General features: G+C 38.7%; 21 protein-coding genes. 7 read left to right on the top strand and 14 right to left on the bottom strand.

What is annotated here, in order from left to right; translation table 11 throughout:
* Positions 1-85 precede the first annotated feature (85 nt).
* Complete coding sequence (locus tag EU510_RS00385) at positions 86-2,677, top strand: TonB-dependent receptor (RefSeq protein ID WP_149591787.1); 2,592 nt, start codon at positions 86-88, stop codon at positions 2,675-2,677.
* A 59-nt stretch (positions 2,678-2,736) separates the two neighbouring features.
* On the opposite strand, the gene EU510_RS00380 is transcribed toward EU510_RS00385, so the two are convergent.
* Entirely contained in the window at positions 2,737-3,342 is a 606-nt protein-coding gene (locus EU510_RS00380) for a peroxiredoxin (RefSeq protein WP_149591786.1), read from the bottom strand.
* Positions 3,343-3,704: 362 nt separating this feature from the next.
* Entirely contained in the window at positions 3,705-4,418 is a 714-nt protein-coding gene (gene fadR / locus EU510_RS00375; RefSeq protein ID WP_004335692.1) for a fatty acid metabolism transcriptional regulator FadR, read from the bottom strand.
* 518 nt (positions 4,419-4,936) lie between these two features.
* On the opposite strand from fadR, the gene dsbB reads away from it, so the two are divergent.
* Positions 4,937-5,455 carry a disulfide bond formation protein DsbB gene (gene dsbB, locus EU510_RS00370; RefSeq protein ID WP_149591785.1) on the top strand — a complete coding sequence of 173 codons (519 nt, stop codon included), beginning with the start codon at positions 4,937-4,939 and terminating at the stop codon, positions 5,453-5,455.
* A 1-nt stretch (position 5,456) separates the two neighbouring features.
* Entirely contained in the window at positions 5,457-5,759 is a 303-nt protein-coding gene (locus EU510_RS00365) for a DUF6170 family protein (RefSeq protein ID WP_149591784.1), read from the top strand.
* Between the two features lie 24 nt (positions 5,760-5,783).
* Here the strand turns inward: EU510_RS00365 and EU510_RS00360 are convergent, their stop codons facing one another.
* Entirely contained in the window at positions 5,784-6,080 is a 297-nt protein-coding gene (locus EU510_RS00360; RefSeq protein WP_149591783.1) for a ComEA family DNA-binding protein, read from the bottom strand.
* A gap of 315 nt (positions 6,081-6,395) precedes the next feature.
* On the opposite strand from EU510_RS00360, the gene EU510_RS00355 reads away from it, so the two are divergent.
* The gene (locus EU510_RS00355) at positions 6,396-6,713 is read left to right on the top strand and encodes a YebG family protein (protein WP_149591782.1); all 318 of its coding nucleotides are present in this window, start codon (positions 6,396-6,398) and stop codon (positions 6,711-6,713) included.
* 270 nt (positions 6,714-6,983) lie between these two features.
* On the opposite strand, the gene putP is transcribed toward EU510_RS00355, so the two are convergent.
* Entirely contained in the window at positions 6,984-8,462 is a 1,479-nt protein-coding gene (gene putP / locus EU510_RS00350) for a sodium/proline symporter PutP (protein ID WP_149591781.1), read from the bottom strand.
* A gap of 330 nt (positions 8,463-8,792) precedes the next feature.
* On the opposite strand from putP, the gene EU510_RS00345 reads away from it, so the two are divergent.
* Complete coding sequence (locus EU510_RS00345; protein ID WP_149591780.1) at positions 8,793-10,019, top strand: EAL and HDOD domain-containing protein; 1,227 nt, start codon at positions 8,793-8,795, stop codon at positions 10,017-10,019.
* Between the two features lie 147 nt (positions 10,020-10,166).
* Here EU510_RS00345 and EU510_RS00340 read toward each other — a convergent pair whose 3' ends face one another.
* Genes EU510_RS00340 through ccmA form a run of 10 tightly spaced genes read right to left on the bottom strand, consistent with a single transcriptional unit; the run spans position 10,167 to position 17,887 of the window.
* The gene (locus tag EU510_RS00340; protein WP_002959276.1) at positions 10,167-10,898 is read right to left on the bottom strand and encodes a VacJ family lipoprotein; all 732 of its coding nucleotides are present in this window, start codon (positions 10,896-10,898) and stop codon (positions 10,167-10,169) included.
* A gap of 9 nt (positions 10,899-10,907) precedes the next feature.
* The gene (ccmI, locus tag EU510_RS00335) at positions 10,908-12,161 is read right to left on the bottom strand and encodes a c-type cytochrome biogenesis protein CcmI (RefSeq protein ID WP_149591779.1); all 1,254 of its coding nucleotides are present in this window, start codon (positions 12,159-12,161) and stop codon (positions 10,908-10,910) included.
* Entirely contained in the window at positions 12,162-12,623 is a 462-nt protein-coding gene (locus tag EU510_RS00330) for a cytochrome c-type biogenesis protein CcmH (RefSeq protein WP_149591778.1), read from the bottom strand.
* Positions 12,623-13,192, bottom strand: a complete 570-nt coding sequence (locus EU510_RS00325; RefSeq protein WP_149591777.1) for a redoxin family protein — start codon at positions 13,190-13,192, stop codon at positions 12,623-12,625. The genes EU510_RS00330 and EU510_RS00325 overlap by 1 nt, the downstream gene beginning before the upstream one ends.
* The gene (locus EU510_RS00320; protein ID WP_149591776.1) at positions 13,189-15,159 is read right to left on the bottom strand and encodes a heme lyase CcmF/NrfE family subunit; all 1,971 of its coding nucleotides are present in this window, start codon (positions 15,157-15,159) and stop codon (positions 13,189-13,191) included. The genes EU510_RS00325 and EU510_RS00320 overlap by 4 nt, the downstream gene beginning before the upstream one ends.
* Before the next feature lie 2 nt (positions 15,160-15,161).
* Complete coding sequence (gene ccmE, locus EU510_RS00315) at positions 15,162-15,641, bottom strand: cytochrome c maturation protein CcmE (RefSeq protein ID WP_149591775.1); 480 nt, start codon at positions 15,639-15,641, stop codon at positions 15,162-15,164.
* Positions 15,638-15,841: a heme exporter protein CcmD gene (ccmD, locus tag EU510_RS00310; RefSeq protein ID WP_002959284.1), complete on the bottom strand. Its 204-nt coding sequence runs from the start codon at positions 15,839-15,841 to the stop codon at positions 15,638-15,640. The genes ccmE and ccmD overlap by 4 nt, the downstream gene beginning before the upstream one ends.
* Positions 15,842-15,843: 2 nt before the next feature.
* The gene (locus EU510_RS00305; RefSeq protein WP_002959285.1) at positions 15,844-16,581 is read right to left on the bottom strand and encodes a heme ABC transporter permease; all 738 of its coding nucleotides are present in this window, start codon (positions 16,579-16,581) and stop codon (positions 15,844-15,846) included.
* Complete coding sequence (gene ccmB, locus EU510_RS00300; RefSeq protein WP_002959286.1) at positions 16,581-17,267, bottom strand: heme exporter protein CcmB; 687 nt, start codon at positions 17,265-17,267, stop codon at positions 16,581-16,583. Before ccmB ends, EU510_RS00305 begins: the two co-directional genes overlap by 1 nt.
* Positions 17,267-17,887 carry a cytochrome c biogenesis heme-transporting ATPase CcmA gene (gene ccmA / locus EU510_RS00295; RefSeq protein WP_100218342.1) on the bottom strand — a complete coding sequence of 207 codons (621 nt, stop codon included), beginning with the start codon at positions 17,885-17,887 and terminating at the stop codon, positions 17,267-17,269. The genes ccmB and ccmA overlap by 1 nt, the downstream gene beginning before the upstream one ends.
* Positions 17,888-17,990: 103 nt before the next feature.
* Here ccmA and EU510_RS00290 point away from each other — a divergent pair, with 103 nt between their 5' ends.
* Both EU510_RS00290 and EU510_RS00285 read left to right on the top strand, forming a co-directional pair.
* Entirely contained in the window at positions 17,991-20,444 is a 2,454-nt protein-coding gene (locus EU510_RS00290) for a flagellar hook-length control protein FliK (protein WP_149591774.1), read from the top strand.
* 2 nt (positions 20,445-20,446) lie between these two features.
* Positions 20,447-20,755 (top strand): EscU/YscU/HrcU family type III secretion system export apparatus switch protein, encoded by a 309-nt coding sequence (locus tag EU510_RS00285; protein WP_149591773.1) that lies wholly within the window; start codon positions 20,447-20,449, stop codon positions 20,753-20,755.
* Positions 20,756-20,771: the final 16 nt, after the last annotated feature.

Raw genomic sequence — 20,771 nt, 5'->3', positions numbered from 1 at the left:
CGCTTAAATACGAGATTTATTTAACAATTTAAAAAGGATTGGTATAGAGCAACTAAATTTATAACATATCAACAAGGACTTAAGGATGAAGCAATCAACTGCATTTACACCTAGCTTAATTGCAGGTGCTACAATCGCACTTTCAGCAGGTTTTACAACAATAACTTACGCTGCTGAAGAAGCTAAAAAAGTAGAGCGCATTGAAGTAACTGGCTCACGGATCAAACGTTCAGATATCGAAGGACCTTCTCCGGTTCAATCAATCGGAAGAGCTGATATTGAGAACATGGGTTATGACAACCTACAACAACTCCTCGAAAGAATGCCTGTAGCGGGTAGCGGTACTTTCTCAACACGTGGTAACAACCAAGATTCAACTGCAAATGGGTCTGCTGCTGTTAGTTTACGTGGCTTAGGTGCTGATGCTACGCTCGTACTAATCAATGGCCGTCGTGTATCTATTAGTGCATTTGCCGAAGGTATCACAAACTCATTTGTAGATATTAACAGTATCCCAGTTTCTGCCATTGAGCGAATCGATATACTAAAAGATGGCGCTTCTGCTATTTACGGCTCAGACGCAGTAGCGGGTGTTGTAAACGTTATCTTGAAAAAAGACATTGACGGTGTTGAGGTTAATTTAGGCTACGGTGGTACTGATGGTCCAAATTATGAAGAAACAACAGCAAGTTTAGTGTGGGGTACTACTAGCGAGAAAAGTAGCGCGTCAGTGATTATCGATTACTTTAAAAATACATCTCTTTCTTCTGATGAAATGGGCAGTTTAGGTACAGCAAATCAATCACCTTATGGTGGTGAAGATTTTCGCTCATCTCGTGGCTTCCCAGGCTACTTTATCGTCGATGACGTTAAAACAATCGACCCTGCCTGTCCTGTTGAAAATGCAACTTCAAATGGTAGCTGTTTATTTGATTACGGCCCATATGGATATGTTGCCCCAGCATCTGAGCGTGTAGGCGCTATTTCACAATTTGAATACAACTTTGATAACGGTATTACTGGCTTTTTAGAAATGGCAGTACAGCACAATACGTCTGTTGCGGCCGGAGCCCCTACTCCACTTGATGAAGATGCAGGCTTAACTGTCCCAGCTAACCACCCTAACAATCCATTTGGTGAAGACATTCAAATTGGTCGCTACCGCACAGTTGATGCTGGCGCACGCCAATGGGATATTGAATCAGATACTCTTCGCTTTGTTGCAGGGCTTAGAGGTGAGTTTAATGACTGGAGCTGGGAAACCGCTGTACAAAAAGGCCGAAGCAAATCTCTTCAAACAGGTGATAGAACACAAGGTTGGGTGCGTACTGATTTCTTACAACAAGAAATTGATGCAGGAAACTACAATCCATTTGGTGGCACATATAACGACCCAGCTGTAATTGACCGTATTACAACAAGCTTAGTACGTCGTGGTGAGTCTCACATGACCTCTTTTGATGCGAACATTACTGGCGAAGCATTCAGCTTTGGCGACGATGTAGTAATGATGGCTGCAGGTATTGAGTACCGAGAAGAAGACGTTAATGACATTCCTGATGATCAATTTCAACGTGGTTTAATATTTGGTACTGAATCAGTATCAGCTTCTGCAGATCGTGAACAATACGCTGCATATGTTGAGTTCTCAATCCCACTTGCTGAAAACCTCGAACTACAATTAGCCGGTCGTTACGATGATTATAGCGACTTTGGTACAACAACAAATCCAAAAATAGCTCTGCGCTGGGCACCGACTGATGAAGTAACGGTTCGTGGTTCTTGGGCGCAAGGCTTTAGAGCGCCTTCATTAGCGCAAATAGGCTTAGGTCCATCACAAAAAAGCCAATTTTTTGTTGATACGCAGCGCTGTGAACAAACAGGATTAGATTGCCAAGCACTTGATTACAACATTGAGTTCTCTGGTAACCCTGATTTAAAAGCAGAAGAGTCAGAATCATGGAACGTGGGCGTTATCTGGGCACCAACAACTGAGTTTGGTTTAAGTGTTGATGTATGGAGCATTACTCAAGATAACAAAATCGATGAAGAAGAATTTGGTCCTATTTATGCTGCAGAATGTGGTAATCAAAATAGTACCGTATGTGTCCGTTTAGCCCCTACAGGCGGTGCAAGCTTAGGCACAATACAAAAAATACACAGCACATTTAAAAACTTATCGTCGCAGGAAGTATCTGGTGTTGATGTTTCAGCAAACTATAACCACTCTCTTGATGACTTAGGTTTACTTAAATTCAATCTAGAGTGGGCATATCAAGATAAGTTTGAAAAAAATGGTCGTGATTACACGGGGGAATATGGCTACCCAGAGCATCGCTTTATTTTCTCAACTAACTGGGAAATTGGTGAGTTTAACACCAATGTAAATATCAGTTATGTAGGTGAATTTGAAGATACGCCTGATATCGACTTTGATGGCAATTTAGACTTTGATAGCAATACTTCACGTATGATTGACTCGCAAACGCTTGTTGATTTACAAACGTCGTACCGTATTACTGAATCAGCTAAAATATCTTTAGGTGTTAATAACTTATTTGATGAAGAGCCACCATTTGCAATTGGTGATGGCGATGGCGATTTATACGGTTATGCATCAGCTGTGCATAACCCGCGTGGCCGCTACTTGTACACTAAAGTAAGTTTTTCTTTCTAAATAAAAGACATAAAAAAACCGCCAATTGGCGGTTTTTTTATTTAAAACTAAGGGCTAAATTATAGCTCGCCTTCGTTTTCAGATAAGAACTTAGCTACGCCTTCAGGGCTTGCGTCCATACCTTTTTTACCTTCAGTCCAACCAGCAGGACATACTTCACCGTGCTCAGTGTGGAACGCTAGCGCGTCAACCATGCGAAGCATTTCGTCGATGTTACGACCTAGTGGTAAATCGTTCACTACTTGGTGACGTACGTTACCTTCTTCATCGATTAAGAAAGAACCACGGAACGCAACACCCGCTTCTGGATGCTCAACGTCGTATGCTTTACAGATTTCGTGTTTAACGTCTGCAACTAGTGCGTATTGAACTTTACCAATACCGCCGTCTTCAACAGCAGTGTTACGCCATGCGTTATGTGAGAATTGTGAATCGATAGAAACACCAATTACTTCTACGTCACGCTTTTGAAACTCTTCAAAACGCTTATCAAATGCAATAAGTTCAGAAGGACATACAAACGTGAAATCTAGTGGGTAAAAGAAGATAACTGCTTTTTTACCTTTAATTGTTTCATGAAGGTTATAGCTATCTACAATTTCACCGTTACCAAGAACAGCTGCAGCGGTAAAGTCTGGTGCCTGGCGGCCTACTAATACACCCATTTTATTCTCCAAATATTTTGAGTTTGTTTTCAATTGCTTTCGCAATGCTGGTACTTATATGGGCGCTAAAAATTAAAAAACAATAGCGCATATATATAATTAATTGGCATTCTAAAGTTATTCACTGCAAAAAAACAATCGCATTTAACGATGTGAACAATCGAAAATAACGAACACTTGCAACTTGCACTAATCTGCTTGAATAATGGGCCTATTTTAAAGTGTAAGTTGCGCTGTAACTAAGTAAAACTTTTAAAAATATCGAAGTGGTTTATACATTAAACTTTTTAAAACTTCATACACGGTGGCGTTAAATTTTACAGATATAAAAAAACCTGCAAATGCAGGTTTCTCTCTTAGGCTTAGTCCATTATATCTGAGGGCATATCACCACGGATTTTTTGCCAAATCTCGCCCGTTTGATGACCATATTTACGCATCATAGAAATAGCACCATCATGCTCTTTATTTTCTGCCAAAATGGTTAAATCTTTATAGAACTGACGAGCAAGTTCACGGGTTCCGGCATCAGAGAAGTAATGACAACCAATCTTTGAATAAAAGCCTCTAAAACCGTTAAGTATTAATACATAAATACGGTTATTACCCGCAACGGCTAATTCGTGATGCACTTTATAATCATAATCAGCAAATGCTTGAGCTGTGTCTTCTAGCTCATGGCTTTGTGATAAAATTTCAATCACGCGTTCAGGATTCAACTTAATTGCAGCACGTGTATAAATAGCACTAATATTAGTACGTGCAGATAAAAGCTGATCTGTCAGCTCTGGCATCTTGTCTTCATCTAAGCGCGCTAATGTTTCAAGAATGTTTAAGCCAGACGTTTCCCAGAAGTTATTTACTTTTGTAGGTTTACCATGCTGAATTGTTAGCCAACCATCACGTGCTAAACGCTGTAATACTTCTCTTAAGGTTGTTCTTGTAACACCGATTAACTCTGAAAGTTCTCGCTCGGCAGGTAAAATTGAACCTGGAGGGAAATCGCCGTTCCAAATGGACTCAACTATATATTCTTCAGCAAATCCTGCTGGGCTTTTCGCTTTAAAAATTCTCATCCAGTTCCCACTCGAATTAATCAACACTCATCGTTTTACACGAATAACTGACTGATTGTACCAGACGAAGCATAACTAACAAGTAAAGTAATATATATTAATAAAGCAAATGAGTAGAAATTTAAAATTAATAAATAATTAAATTTGGGTTTCTCTAATTTAGCTACAATGGATGAATATCTAGAGCAATATTCATTGTAGGTACATTGTTATTATGAAGATATTTTTATTTACGCAGCGCCCGAGCTTAATTAACTTACTATAAGAACAAGTGCAAAAAGTGCAACCATAAATAATTTTTTAGATGATGCACCACCGCGGTATAAGTAAGCGATATAACTGAGTTTGTGCATCGATGGGGTAATAATAGAACATCATTTAATTTTTGCTAAGGCTGAATTGAGTAGTCGATAATTTCAACTTATAAAAAGCGACTTCGGTAGCTTTTTTTTCCTTTTTGTTGCCGCATACTTTATCCTAGGTCATAATCTAACGTCTTATTTAAACGCGGAATTTTTATGAACTGGCTTGCGCAATTACCCACCCAACGTACCCCGTGGCTTTTATTTACGGCTATCGTTTTTTTACTTGAAGTTACCGCCCTTTTCTTTCAATACCAAATGGGATTGGCACCTTGCATAATGTGTATATATCAACGCACTGCAGTATTGGGGTTATTAGGTGCAGGAATTGTAGGCTCGAGTAAACCACAAAGTAAAACTGCTCGTATATTAGCGTATGTTATTTGGGGGATATCGAGTATTTGGGGATACTTAATTGCTCGTGAGCATATTGATATGCAAACCACCACAGATCCTTTTGCATTTAGCTGTGAGTTTGAACCAAATTTCCCATCATTTATGCCACTGCACGAATGGATACCTAGCTTTTTTCAAGCGACCGGAGATTGTGGAAATATAGATTGGCAATTTATTGGTTTGAGTATGCCTGCTTGGATGGAAATTATATTTGCGCTTTTCTCAATCACTTTGTTTACTTTAGTAATTAGCCGTTTATTAATTAAAAAGTCGATTTAATATGTTTACCTTTTTTTCAAGCCAATTAAATGATCTTAAACACTTAAAAGTGCGCAAGCGTCAGGACGTAATAGCACTTTCGTTAAGTATGCTATCACCAACTGATAAAGTTTTATTACGTATTATAAAGCTGCTGTTACTTAGCCCATTATTTTTAATATTTACCATTTTTAAAGGCTGGATATTAATCCCATTTTTAATACTTGGCGGACTTTGCTATCCACTTTTAACGACTCCCATTGAAATTAACTTTGCTAAAAAGCATTTAACCAATGCACTAAAACAATTTAATCAGGGCGCATAGCGCCCTGATTATTACTTACTCGCTTTAAAGTGATATTTTTCCTTCTAATTTAGCTAATAATTTTTTACCAATCCCCTTAACTTGCGACAAATCACTGACGCTTTTAAATTCGCCGTTCTCCTCACGGTAATCCACAATTGCCTGCGCTTTTTTCTTACCTATTCCCGGTAACTTGGCGAGCATATTTGCATCAGCATTATTTATACTAATTGTCTCAGCTTGAGGCATTTGCTTAGTTACTTCTGGTAATTGTGCATACGCGGTAGCCGCGGGTAGTAAGCATAATAAACTTATGATGAGTAAATTTTTTAACGTTTTCATTAAATTTGCCCTTATTCTTCTTTTCTTAATTTTGAGTATTGCTCAGGAAATCAATAAATAAGGAACGTTAAAGTTCATCACTTAAAGTGTACCTAAACGCATTATCACTATGATCCGAAATCCTGAAAATGCAGCTGGTACAACAAAGTGATTGCTTAACTAAAGTAAAGTTACCGTTTTTTGTCAAATTTAAGACACCTAAAAATTAATACTTCGTGCTTGCAAATTTACCTACAAACCATTACTGTACATAAAAACAGTAATCTAATGGTTTTTTTGAAAACCACGGTGCCAAGCAATTTTGCAGGAGAAATCATGGCTGTTGTTGTTAAATATGTTGTAGAACGAAATGGAGTCGAGCGTATGACGTTTACTACCAAAAAAGAAGCGGATGCTTATGACAAGATGCTCGATATAGCAGAATCACTAGAGCTGATGCTAGAAAAGGTAGACGTACCGCTTAGTGAGCAACAAATTGAATCACTTGCTTTAGAAATAGCGAAAAGCAAAGATGACTTTATGACCATATTAAAAGGTGGCAAAGATCCAACTGTTACCAAAGCGCCAGCAAAAAGTAAAAAGTCAGATAACATTGCATCAATTGAAGATAACAACGATAAAAAAGTAAGTTAATTCATAGAATGCTCCCTCCTTGGACGGGACAAACTAAATAAAAAAGGGAGCAACTAAGTTGCTCCCTTTTTTATTATACCAATTAGCTTAATTAAGTGATCTATTTGAGGGTAGGAAAACGTGTTGATAGCTAGGCAAAAAAATCGATATTTAGTTGTTCTAAATGAAAATTTTTAACGCCAGTAACAACACGTTTAGACCCGCAAAACGATTAAGTATTATTACGGATTGATATTACTTACTACTCATTTTAAAAATAGTAATTGCTAATTAAAGCTCTTTTTCTACTTCATCAAATAAAGCAGTGATGTTTTTCTCAGGCCCTTTTGTTACTAAGCTAACAACAACAATTGCAATACTTGCTAAAATAAAGCCAGGTACTATTTCGTACATAAAGCTACTTAAGCTTTCACCATTGATAGTAAATGGTCCATATATCCAAATTAGCACAGTAAATGCGCCTACTAACATACCAGCCAACGCACCAGCAAAGTTCATGCGTTTCCAATAAAGGCTAAACAATACAAGTGGTCCAAACGCAGCACCAAAGCCAGCCCACGCATTACTTACTAGGTCTAAAATAGAGCTATCTCTGTCGTAAGCTAAATAAATAGCGAACATAGCAACTACGGCAACACTAATACGGCCAACAGCAACTAGCTCTTTATCACTGGCATCTTTACGTAAGAATGTTTTATAGAAATCTTCTGTTAATGAACTTGAACTAACCAATAATTGAGATGAGATAGTACTCATAATCGCAGCCAAAATTGCAGCAAGTAAAAAACCAGCAATAAGTGGGTGGAACAGTAACTCAGAAAGAATTAAGAAAATTGTTTCTGGATCTTCAACTACAATGTTGTTCTCATAAGTATAAGCTGCACCAAATATACCAGTACCAACAGCACCAATGGCAGCAACAATCATCCATGTCATACCAATACGGCGTGCTTTAGGCATATCTTTAACACTACGTACCGACATAAAACGAACAATGATATGTGGTTGGCCAAAATAACCTAAACCCCAGGCCATTGCAGAAATAATACCTAATGCAGAACCTGCACCAATCCAATTAAGCATATCTGGATTTACGCTATGTAAAGTTGATTCTAAAGGTTGTTCAAGCAAAGAGTATGCAACAGTTGGGACTAGAATAAGTGCAATGAACATAATACAACCTTGCACAAAGTCAGTTAAGCTTACAGCTAAAAAGCCACCAAACAAGGTATATAAAACAACTACGCCCGTTGTAATGTATAAACCCATTTCATAAGTTAAACCAAATGAACTTTCAAACAATTTACCACCAGCGACAACACCAGATGAAGTATAAAGAGTAAAGAAAACAATAATTACCACAGCTGATACAACACGTAATAAATTGGATTTATCATTGAAGCGATTTGAAAAGTAATCTGGGATTGTTATAGAGTCGTTTGCTTTTTCAGTGTAAACACGTAATCTCGGTGCAACTAACAGATAGTTTAACCAAGCACCAATCACCAAGCCAATTGCTATCCATGTACTACTAAAACCAGTAACAAACATCGCACCAGGTAGGCCCATTAAAATCCAGCCACTCATATCAGATGCACCAGCAGACAGTGCAGCTACACTTGGAGATAGATTTCGTCCACCTAACATGTAACCAGATACATCGTCAGTAGATTGCTTATATGCATATAGTCCGATACCTAACATTACAATAAAATATAATGCTAGTGAAATAATCATTCCTGTTTCCAAATTAGCCTCCGCATAATTATTAATAATAGGCTTTAATCCAAATAATGACTCTTAAAATTTTATAGTTAAGACACTATTGGGGTAAAAACCATTCTCGCCGACTATATCATGCTTAATAATAAAATCTCCAACTTGTTACTTCTAGCTGATGCAAAAACATTCATGTTGAACATTTTTAAAGCGAATTGATGAAATATAATAAATTAAATGCAGAAACGCCTTCATTTTTAATGATAATTTATTAATCTAGCAAATATACGTAATGCTATTTTGAGTCTTTTGCCATATATTATTACAATACTTAATTACATTAATCTTACGGAACTATTTATGTATTTTTACGCTGCACGCCAACCAATTTTAGACAGAGATAAAAAACTCATTGGATATGAGCTTTTATTTCGCGATGGCGTTGATAACGTATTCCCCGATATAGATGGTGACGAAGCAACTACACGACTTATTGAAGGTAGCCAGTTTAACTTCGGCTTAGAAGATTTAACCGACAATAAGCCCGCTTATATAAACTTTACCTTAGAAACGCTATTAAAGGGTTACCCTACTCTATTGGGTAAAGACACAATCGTAGTAGAAATACTTGAAACCGTGCAGCCAGGGAAGAGATTATTAGCCATTGTTAAAGATTTAAAAGATAAAGGTTACACTATCGCTCTTGATGACTATATTCATCAGCCTGTATGGCGCCACTTTTACCCGTTTATTGATATTATTAAAATCGACTTTTTAACATGTGACATAGATACAATAAAAACAGTTCTTAAAGACTTAAAACCACACTCGCATATTAAGTTGCTTGCCGAAAAAGTAGAAACCTACGAGATTTACCAACAAGCTTTAGAGCTAGGTTTTGATTATTTCCAAGGATTTTTCTTCTCAAAACCTGAAATGGTGCAAAGTAAGGCTCTACCGCCTTCAGAAATGGCGTTAGCCGAATTACTTTACGAAACATCAAGCGTTGATATGGATCTTAAAAAGATCACTAATGTGTTCGAGCGTGATGTAAACCTATCTTATAAATTACTTAGGTATTCAAATTCAGCAGCGTTTGTTAGGCGTGCTGAAATAAGCACTATTAAGCAAGCACTTATAGTACTTGGTGCAAACGAAATTAAAAAGTTACTATCACTACTATTTGCAGCCCAAGTCTCTGCAGATAAGCCTGTAGAGCTTATCAGGCTATCACTTACGCGCGCTAGATTTGGTGAATTACTCGCTATATCTCATGGTCAATTTAAAGACACCGGTATGGCATTTTTAACCGGTATGATGTCTCTTATGGATGCTATTTTAGATGAGAGTATGCAAAGCGTTATGAAAAAGCTTCCACTTTCGAATGACATAAAAGCAGCGTTATTAAACGATGAAGGCTTACTGGCAAAATATTTAAACTTAGTTAAGTATTATGAACAAGCTAACTGGTCAGCCGCAAGCGAGTTAGCAAAAGAGCTAAACCTAGGTGAAAAAGTTCCTGATGCCTATCATGAAGCACTGACTTGGGTTAATGAGCAAATGCAGTTAATAGTTAACGAAAAATAAGTAACCTGAACTCTGGTTAAGATATTTACTAATATATTGAATCACAATGATATTCAAGTTTATTTTTCTCTAGCCAAAGTTCTGCTTATATATGAACAGTAAATAAAAACGCCAGCATTTAACTGGCGTTTTTATCAGTGGCTTCAATTATAAACTTTCTAGAAAGTCTTCATCAAAATCAGCTGGCTCTTCTTTTATAGGTGGGTTGCCATCGTACAGCTCATAAATTTGACGCTGGAAGTAAATATCTTTTACAAATAAGTACGGATCAAGTGAATCATTTAATAGCCCTTCTTGTGGTATTAAAGATGCACGCGCCTCAACTGCTTTTAAAACAAATACTAAAATAGTTTGTGGCGTCGTTAGCGCAACTTCAGGTAATACAAAGTTGTCGACTACATCACCGGTCAGGTTACGTGCTGTTGTTGGCCCCATACCTGGTAGCATTAAATAGGCGCCATCACCTACGCCCCATACACCCAACGTTTGTCCAAAGTCTTCATCGACTATTTCAAGACCTAGTGAGCTTGCAACATCAAAGATACCAAACAGACCAACAGTAGAGTTAACTAAAAAGCGTGCTAAGCTGACACTTGCATTACCCGGTTTACCTTGCAAACCCGCATTGATCATATCTACAGGTGCGGTGATATTACCTGTAAAATTAACAATACCGTTTCTTACCGGTACAGGCGTTACTTCAACATAGCCTACAGCAACTGGGCGCAACAAATAAGCATCCAGTACATCCATATTAAAGTCATATAATGGACGATTAATACTTTGCAGCGGATCTCTGTCATCTACTTTGCTTTGTGGTACTTGAGCACAGCCGGCTAGTATCAATAAACATAAAAAAGTAAAACTGTGTTTTAACATCTAACGTCCTTAAGGTATTAATGTATCAATTTGAAGTTGGTAGTCACTTACACTTTCACGCTTTAACGACTGTGAATGACCTTCTAGCTCACCAGAGCTTGGCATAACCGAATCATCAATAGAAATACGCGCCGAAATAATAATATTTTCTGCACTCGACAAGTTAAGCCCTGCAACCATTGCACTACTATCACTCAACTCAACTGTAATTGGAAATGAATATTGAGTAAGCTTAACAGCAGCCAATGGCATAGGTGAGCCAGTTGCAGCTTTTGCAAATATAAACAAAATACCGTCTTTTGGCTGTTTATCAATAAGCTCTTTTGATATGTCGACTGTAACTGCAATAGCACCCGTTGTAGTAGTAACTGGCATAACAGAGCCTTCACTCTGCATTTTCTGCTCAATATCAGCAATACGTTCTGAGATCATGTTATAACGTGAATCATTTTTTTCCATGCTCGCCAATAAAACTTCAAATGCAGTTTTAGCTTGCGGCCAATCTTTACGCTCATAAGCTATCAGCGCGAGTAACGAAATAGCATCTAAATTGGTAGGCTCAACGTTTAGTACTTTTGAGAGCATACCTGCCGCACGAGTCATATTAGCTTCGCTGCCTTCTAGTAATAAAACTTGGCTATAACTAATAAGTACCTGCATATTATCAGGATTCATACGTAGTGCTTTATCAAATGACTGCTGCGCCATGTCAAATTCATTAAGCGACATAGCAACTCGTCCAAGTAGCATCCAAGCAACTTCATCATCCCCTGAGCGGCTAAGCTTTGTACGAAGCGCCAATGCAAATGCCTGCAGCTCATTTTGGCTAAGCGGCTCACCTTTTTGCATTACAGCACGCTCGCCGTAATCAGCTAAATTATCCATTGCATCATTCCACGCCGAAATTTGCTGCTGACTACCCGTTAAACCATAAAAAACACCTGCTAGAGCAAGAACAAATGCGCCACCAGTTAAAGCAAAAATACGATTATTACCTTTGCTGTTAAGTGATTTTTCTGGTGATAATTCGTTCAATAAACGACGTTTTAATTCAACAATTGATTCTGCATGATTTACGGTATCAATTCGCTGATTATCTAAATCGGTTTGTAAATCAACTAAACGCTGCTCATAAATACTAATTAGCTCAGCATTGGCGTTATGAGTAATTGTTTGAACACGCTCTTTTTTTAAAAAAGGCAACATCACAAACCCAAGAGCAACCAGAGTGAGTAAAGCAAAACACGCCCACATTAAAATCATTTAACTTTGCCCCTGACGTTTATTTTCATCAATTAGCTTAGCTAACAGCATTTCGTCGTCGCTGCTCCATGTTTGTTTTACTGATGCTTTTCGTTGGCGAATAACAATAAAACCAAAGCCAACAATTACAATTAATACAGGTAGTACCCACAGCACTAAAGTCGCTGGCGTAACTGGTGGGTCGTAATGAACAAAATAGCCAAAGCGGTCAATCATATAATCAATCACTTCGTCTTTGCTTTTACCTTCTTTAACCAAGATGAGCACTTTATCGCGCAAGTCTTTAGCAACAATAGCGTCTGAGTCCGCAATGTTTTGATTTTGACACTTAGGGCAACGTAGCTCTTTGGTTAACTCTTCAAACAATATTGCTTGTTTGTTGTTATCAAATTGATAGCGATCTTGCTGTGCAAACGCACCCGTGCTTACAAAAAGGCTAAGCGTAAGTAGTAACCACTTCATTATTTAAGCTCCTGCATAATTGGCGCAAATTTAGCTCGCCATACTCGCGGGTTTATATCACCGGTGTGATGTAACAAAATAGTGCCGTTTTTATCAACTAAAAATGTTTCTGGCGCACCCGATACACCTAAATCCAACGACAAAGTACGGTGTAAATCTAAAATATTAAATTGGTAAGGGTCACCCGCACGTTGCAGCATATCAGTGACTTCGCTGCGAAGTGATTGCATATCAAACGGGCCATCAAAATCAGCGTCGTAACCTTGTACGTAATATAGTCCAATAATTTTAACGCCTTGCTCACGTAACTTAGTTAAATAACCAAGTTCAACTAAACATGTTGGGCACCACGTACCCCATACATTTAATAAGTAAACTTCGCCTTTTAACGACTCGTTGGTCCACTGCTTATTGTCTTGCATTAAATCAGGTAAATTAAACGCTGGCATCTCTTGACCTAACCGCCCTGTTTGAATTTCACGAGGGTTGGAAAAAAGACCTTGGTATAAAAATACACACACAAAAGCAAACACTAAAAGCGGCGCAATAGCTAAAATTTTACGGTTCATAAAACACTCTCCGGCACATCTTTACGGGCTGTTTTAGCTGATGTACGGTAACGCTTATCAAATAAAATCATGAAGCCTGCAAATGACATAAGCACACCACCAATCCATATCCAGCGTACAAATGGTTTATGATAAATACGAAGTGACCATGCATCACCACTTAGTTGCTCACCTAATGCTAAATATAAATCACGTTTAAAACCGGCATCTATTGCCGCCTCAGTCATAAATTGCATACCAATGTCATATTTACGTTTTTCGGCGTGTAAACGTGTTACTAGCTCATTATTTTTAAGCACCGATACAACGCCTGCATGACCGCTGTAGTTTGGTCCACGAATAGTTTTTACACCATCAAAGCGATATTCATACTCATTAAGCTGTGCTGTTTCACCCGGTTTCATCGATACATCACGCTCTACTGAATAAGCCGAGGTAAGTGTTACGCCCGCAATAATAAATGCAATACCAATATGCCCAAGTACCATAGCCCAGTAACTTACAGTAAAGCGTTTTAAGCCTTCTTTTAAGCTCCCGTGTACAGCTGCTTTGGTGTAAATATCAATCCCTGTTGATATTGCAATCCAAACCGCCAGTGTTGTCGCTAATAATGTAAGTGGTTTTACTAAATCGTAACTTGAGAACAACCAAGCACAGGTAATCACAACACTTGCTAATACACCCATTAATATTTTGTTTTGCAAAAAAGCCCACTTGTTTTGCTTCCAACGTAAAAGTGGTCCGATACCCATCAAAATAGCAAACGGTACTAAAATTATTGCAAACATCTTATTAAAAAACGGTTCGCCAATAGAAATGCTACCTAAGCCCATTTCTTTATGAACCATTGGCAACAGTGTACCTAACATAACAATTAATGTAGCAACGACTAAAAATATATTATTGAGCCATAACGCTACTTCGCGCGATACCAGCTTATATCGCCCTTCACTGTGAACTTGCGATACACGCATTGCATATAACGCCAAGCCACCACCGACAACGATGCCTAAAAAGGCGAGTATAAATAAGCCTCTATCAGGGTCTGTAGCAAACGCATGTACCGATACAATAATACCCGAGCGTACAATAAACGTACCTAACAAGCTTAACGAAAAGCCTGCAATTGCTAATAATACAGTCCATGATTTAAATATACCGCGCTTTTCTGTCACACTTAATGAATGCAGTAATGCGGTTGCAACAAGCCAAGGCATAAGCGCTGCGTTTTCTACTGGATCCCAGAACCACCAGCCGCCCCAGCCTAGTTCTGAATACGCCCACCAGCTACCAATGGTAAGACCTAAACCTAAGAAACCCCATGCAGTCATCGTCCACGGACGTGACCATTTAGCCCATGTGTTATCAAGTTTACCGGTTAACAATGCAGCTATAGCAAAAGAGAAAGCAACCGACAACCCCACATAGCCCATGTACAATAATGGTGGATGAATAATCATACCTGGATCTTGAAGCAGCGGATTCAAATCACGCCCTTCTACCGGAAAATAAGGAAGTAGGCGCTCAAACGGGCTTGAAAGCAGTAAGGTGTACATCATAAAACCGACACCTAAAAAGCCAAGCACACCTAGTACGCGAGCACGCAAAACCCAAGGTAATGATTTAGAACGCGCTGCAACAGTAGCTGTCCAACCCGCTTGCATGACTAACCATAATAAAATAGCTCCTTCATGCCCTCCCCATGTAGAGGTGATTTTGTAATACCAAGGCAGTGTACTACTTGAATGATACGCCACGTACGACACGGTAAAGTCGTCTGTTAAACTTGCATAAATAAGTGCAGCAAAAGAGATTAATACAAAAGCAAACTGCCCTATTGCTAAAGATGGAGCCGCACGCATTAATCGAAGATTACCGGTATGCGCGCCCCAAAGAGGAAAGATACACAGTAAAACGCTTAGCACCATGGCAAGCGTTAAAGAAAAATAACCAATTTCTGGGATCATAGCTAATTACCACTATCTAAGTTGTATTTTGGTTTTTCGTGTTTAATACCTTTAACTGCCTCTGCAACTTCTGCTGGCATGTACTCTTCATCATGCTTTGCAAGCACTTCAAATGCTTCAATAACATTAGGTTCGACTAATACACCTTGCGCTACAATGCCTTGCCCCTCACGAAACAAATCTGGCAATATACCTTGATAACGCACAGTCACTAATGGACCAGTGTCTATTAGCTTGAAGTTTACTTGCAAGCTTTGTTCATTACGCTCAACCGTACCTGGCACAACCATGCCGCCAATACGTAGCTTTTGCCCAATGAAGGGTTTTTCTTTATTAGGGCCTTTGCCATCAATTAATTCGCTTGGCGTATAAAAAAGATTAATATTTTCTTGAAGTGCATAAAGCACTAAACCAATAGACCCACCAATACCAAACAGTACGGCAATGATTACCAATAGGCGCTTCTTACGTCTTGGATTCATGAGATTTGTTCCTGCTTAGCTTTTTTAATTCGCGCTTCACGTATTATTTGTTGCTCCACTGAAGCCATAATACGCTTGGTGTCTCTCAAAGAGTTCACTAAAATACCGAGTAAAATAAGTGCGCATGTACCAAAAGAAAGCCAGACATAAAATCCATAACCTCCCATTGCAATAAAATCAGAAAAAGAGTCAAATTGCATAATTACCCCTTATTTAACAACGAGCGCACCCACGGTCGGTGCTTTTCTCGTTGCAAAATTTCATTTTTAAGACGAATTAAAGTCACTGTTCCAACAAAAGCAGCAAAGGCTAAAATATTAACCATAAGAGGCCAAAACATACTTGGATCTATCGCTTTTGTATCCAACTTTGTAATGCTTGCACCTTGGTGTAACGTATTCCACCACTCAACAGAGTAATGAATAATAGGTAAATTAATTACGCCAACAATTGCTAAAATAGAAGCCGCACGCCCTGCTGACTTCTTATCTTCAAATGCATGGTAAAGCGAAAGTACGCCAAGATATAAAAATAATAAAATAAGCTCAGACGTTAAACGTGCATCCCATACCCACCAAGCACCCCACATAGGCTTACCCCATGCAGCGCCCGTAATAAGGGCAATAGCTGTTATACATGCACCAACAGGCGCAATAGCTATAACGGCAAGTTCGGCATTTCGTAGCTGCCATACAAGTGCAACAATAGCGGCAATCGCCATTGAAGAGTAAGCGCCCATAGATAAAATGGCAGAAGGCACATGAATAAAAATGATACGGTAGCTGTCTTTTTGTTGGTAATCGGCGGGTGCAAAACCAAGGCCCCATACCCATCCAACAATCATACTAACTACGGTAACTACGGCAAAATATGGCAGTAACGTATTGCATAACTGATATGCACGCTCTGCTTTAGCATAGGGATGTAACCACTTCCACATTAACTTACACTCACTTTTAAAGCTGACGATATGGCAATTGGTGCGCTAATAATAGCAATAAGTAACATTGCACCAAGGATGGCAAGCTGCCCACTATAATCCAGTGACATTGTACTGGTATCGATAGCCGACGTTGCAAAAATCAAAACAGGAATATACAAAGGCAGTACGAGTAAACTCATCAAAATACCTCCTTTTTGTAGCCCCACAGTAAGCCCAGCACCTATTGCGCCTATAAAGCTCAATAATGGTGTGCCTAATAATAGTGTTAAAACGGTTGCTGTTAACGCCGTACTCTCTAGGTTTAACAACAATGCAAATAGCGGTGTCATTAATACAAGCGGTAAACCTGTTACCACCCAATGAGCAGCCACTTTAGCAAGTACGGTTAGCGATAACGGATAGGAGGATGCAATTAACTGCTCCAACGAGCCATCGTTAAAATCATCCCTAAACAACTTATCTAAACCCAACATGGTAGAGAGTAATGCGGCAACCCAAATAATACCTGGCGCCATTCTCGCAAGTAGACCGGGCTCAGGCCCTATTGCTAACGGAAATAATGAAATTACAATTAAGAAGAATAAAATAGGATTTACAATTTCGGCGCGCTGGCGAAACGCAAGTTTTACATCTTTGGTAAATACCGCACTAAATAGCAACCAATAAGAGTGTTGACGAGTCATTAGTGGCGATACTCCAGTGTAACCGTTTGTAAGTTACTAAAGTGGGTCGTTAAGTCTTGGTGGGTCGTTAATAAAATGGCACCACCGCTTTGTAAGTGTTCAGTAAATCGCTGCTGTAAAAAGGCGACACCGCTTTTATCAAGCGCGGTAAATGGCTCATCAAGTACCCATAATTTAGCATCACTTAACCAAAGTCTAACTAAAGCCACGCGCCGTTGTTGCCCAGCAGATAGCATTCTAACGGGTACATCTTCAAGTCCAACAAGGCCAAGTTGCGCTAAAATAGGATATAAATCAGGCTCATTTATGTAGCCATTAATTTGTAACCAGTGGCGAACATTTTCAACTGCACTAAGCTGAGTACTTACACCTGTTTTATGCCCTATAAAAAGCAGCTCTCTGGCATACTCTTCATAGTACTTAGATATAGGTTGCTCTTGGAACAGAACAGACCCTTCATCAGGCACAGAAAAGCCTGCGATAATACGCAATAGCGATGTTTTACCAGCCCCATTAGGACCCGCTAATTGCATGATTTGACCGCTATTAAGGCTAAAATTAAGATCCGCAAACAAACAACGATCTTGCTTGATGCAGGTGACGGACTTAATGTGTAACAAGATGACGATTCTCTCTGCCAAAAATTAGGCGTTAGTCTACCATAATGATAGGGTAATACGAATATTGCTTTATAATCGATTAACAAAAACTTGATTTAAAATAATGAATACACCAACGCAAATAACATTATCTAACTCATTGGTTATCAATCAATCTGCTCACAGCCAGACCAATGAGTTACCCCAGTTACCTAGTGAGGTACTTGCGGCTAAAAACATCCAATTTTCGAAAGACTCGATTACGCTTGATGTATTTATTGATAAGCATTGGCAAACATTAAGGCTTGGCACTACAAGCGCACCACAAAACCTGCAAAAAATAGTCAGTGCTAACATACAAATCAGCCCTGATGGTAAGCAACTCAACATCTCGCCAAACAGTACAACCCTTACTTTAAATCAGCCGGTACAATTACAGCGCTTGTTAAATTATGTAAGCACGGGCACTGAGATACAAAGCCAACCAATGGATGTACAAGTTGCTGTATCCCCTTCTCCCAAGTTAGTTATTGATAAACTCAACGCAAGTATTGCCATAAATAAAGACATAGCCCAGTTACTTACAACTGAACAGCCTTTAAAAGTAGTTGTTAGTACGACCAATAAAGGCGCACAGATTAATGTTATTAACCGCTTTGCTGATACGGTTCACTCGCAACCACTTAGCCAAACTAAACTTACTAATTTACTCGCGGCCTTATTACCCAGTGCGCAGCTTCAAGTAACACCAAAACTGGCTATTTTAACTCATCCTCAAAAGTCAGGTTCATTTACAACACCCATTAATAATCAACAACTTGCCGAGCTACCTAATACGCCTATTAAAGTAAATTTAGTGAACCAGGCAGATAAATTATTTATTAAAACCGATACAAACAATATAAAAGTAACGCTTAACAACTCATTCTCAAAACCATTTAACGAGTTACTTTTAGCGCAAAAAAGCAATGCACCTGAAGTAGCCGTTTCTGCGAGTAATATTAAAGTAAATCCATTATTGACCCTAAATAGTCCAATAAAATCGTGGCTACAAAATAGTTTTAGTGATTTAAAAACGCGAATTAATGATGCGGTTAAATATTTTGAAAATAAGCCTTTTGCTACAATAAGTAAATCTGAGCTAACGCAGCTATCAACCTTGCCTACGCAACAAAAAACGTCTTTAGCTATACAACTGAGTGAATCACCGCTAAATAGAGTTAACATTACTCAAAGTGTGAGTACTGCGTTAAATAACAATACGAGCAATATTTTGTCTGAGCACTTTTCAAGGCTCCCGCCGATTGTACAATTAACGCAACTAGTAAAAGGAAGTGTTAGTGTTTGGCAAACACCTGCAAACACAGCAACAACCTACACGCCAATAACAAATAATACTACCCTAGGTGAAGTGGCGAGCGCTAAGCCAAGTGATTTAAAAGCAAGCCAATTAAGCTCCCTTATTACTAGTGAAAACAGTAAATCAAACACTTTGCTTAATCCTACCAATGAAGTAGTCACTAAGGGACTTACCACCTCCTCAGCACAGCTTGCAATAAACGATAATAATCAAAACAACACAAGCACAGTGATCACTAAAAGCATTACCTTGTTAACTGAGCCGTTATCAAATGCGCACTCTCGTAGTCAAATGCTACAACCAATAGAAGCAAAAATATTAAGTACATTATTAAAGCTTCCTGATGCCACAACCCCTACAGATAGGCTGGCTTACAATAAACAGCTTTTAAGCAGTCAAATTACTGATATTACAAATAAGGCAACAAAAGACACTCCTGATTTAACTCGCTTAATTAATCAAGCATTTAACCGTATGGTTTCAAGTAATAACATAAACCCTACAACCATACAGCGTGAGATACTTGCTACTTTACAGCCCACTCAACTAGCGGGTGATATGCTGCAAAGTAGTTTCACTAAAGGGCTTGAACAGGTGGCTGTGAGTATTTTAGCTGCGCCTCTGATTAGCCAATCAGTAACGCCTATTAGTGTTAATAATCAAACTGGCTTAGATGCCCTCTTACAAGTACTTATACCTACTTTTAAAATGGGTAACACGGGAGCAAAAATGCTTGAACAGCTTCAACAAGCTCAAGTACAAGCTTTGGCCAGCGAAATCGTGCACGTTAAAAACACACTTACCCAAGTAAGTGTCTCAACACCAAATCAACAGCCGGACACAAACCCGCTTGCACAATTTTTATTACCGATGAGATTACCTCCAGAAGTAGCCCAAACAGAAATAATCCTTGGGCAGTATAAAAAGCCAAGCGCCGGTAAATTAGAAGATAAAAATGTATGGTTTGTCAGATTAAACTTTGATTATGCCCAACTTGGGCAGCTACAAATTACTGCAGAGTTAATGGATAAAGCACTTGATTGCCAACTACTAGCATCAAGCCAAGAAGTAAGTGCAATTGCTCACCCTCACTTAGATAATTTAAGATCAAAACTAGCTAAACATGGCTTACAAGTTGGCGAGCTCAACTTAAAGCGAGGCGATGCCAACAATCAGGCATTCTATAAGTCTCACGCAATTATTAATATTAAGGTTTAGCTATGAGTAAAACACCGATTAATAAATCAGCCATTGGGCTTTTGTACGAAGCTGGTAACACACCCACTGTAAGTGTTAAGGGATTTGGTGAATTAGCTGATGAAATAATAGCAGCGGCTAAACTAAAAGGAATTATGATCCACGAAGATGCAGCACTTGCTAAAACGTTGTCGCATTTAAGCTTAGGGGAAGAAATTCCTAAAGAGCTTTATTATGTTATTGCAGAGCTTATTGCGTTTTCGTATGTATTAAGAGGTCAATTTCCACCAGGTTGGCAGGACTTTCAAGGTAAGTTAAATATTAAAGCGTGAGATTATTTATACGCTT

Source organism: Pseudoalteromonas sp. FUC4, assembly GCF_008370255.1.
GTDB lineage: Bacteria > Pseudomonadota > Gammaproteobacteria > Enterobacterales > Alteromonadaceae > Pseudoalteromonas.
Note: the sequence above shows the minus strand (reverse complement) of the source record. Positions and strands in the feature narration are given on the sequence as shown.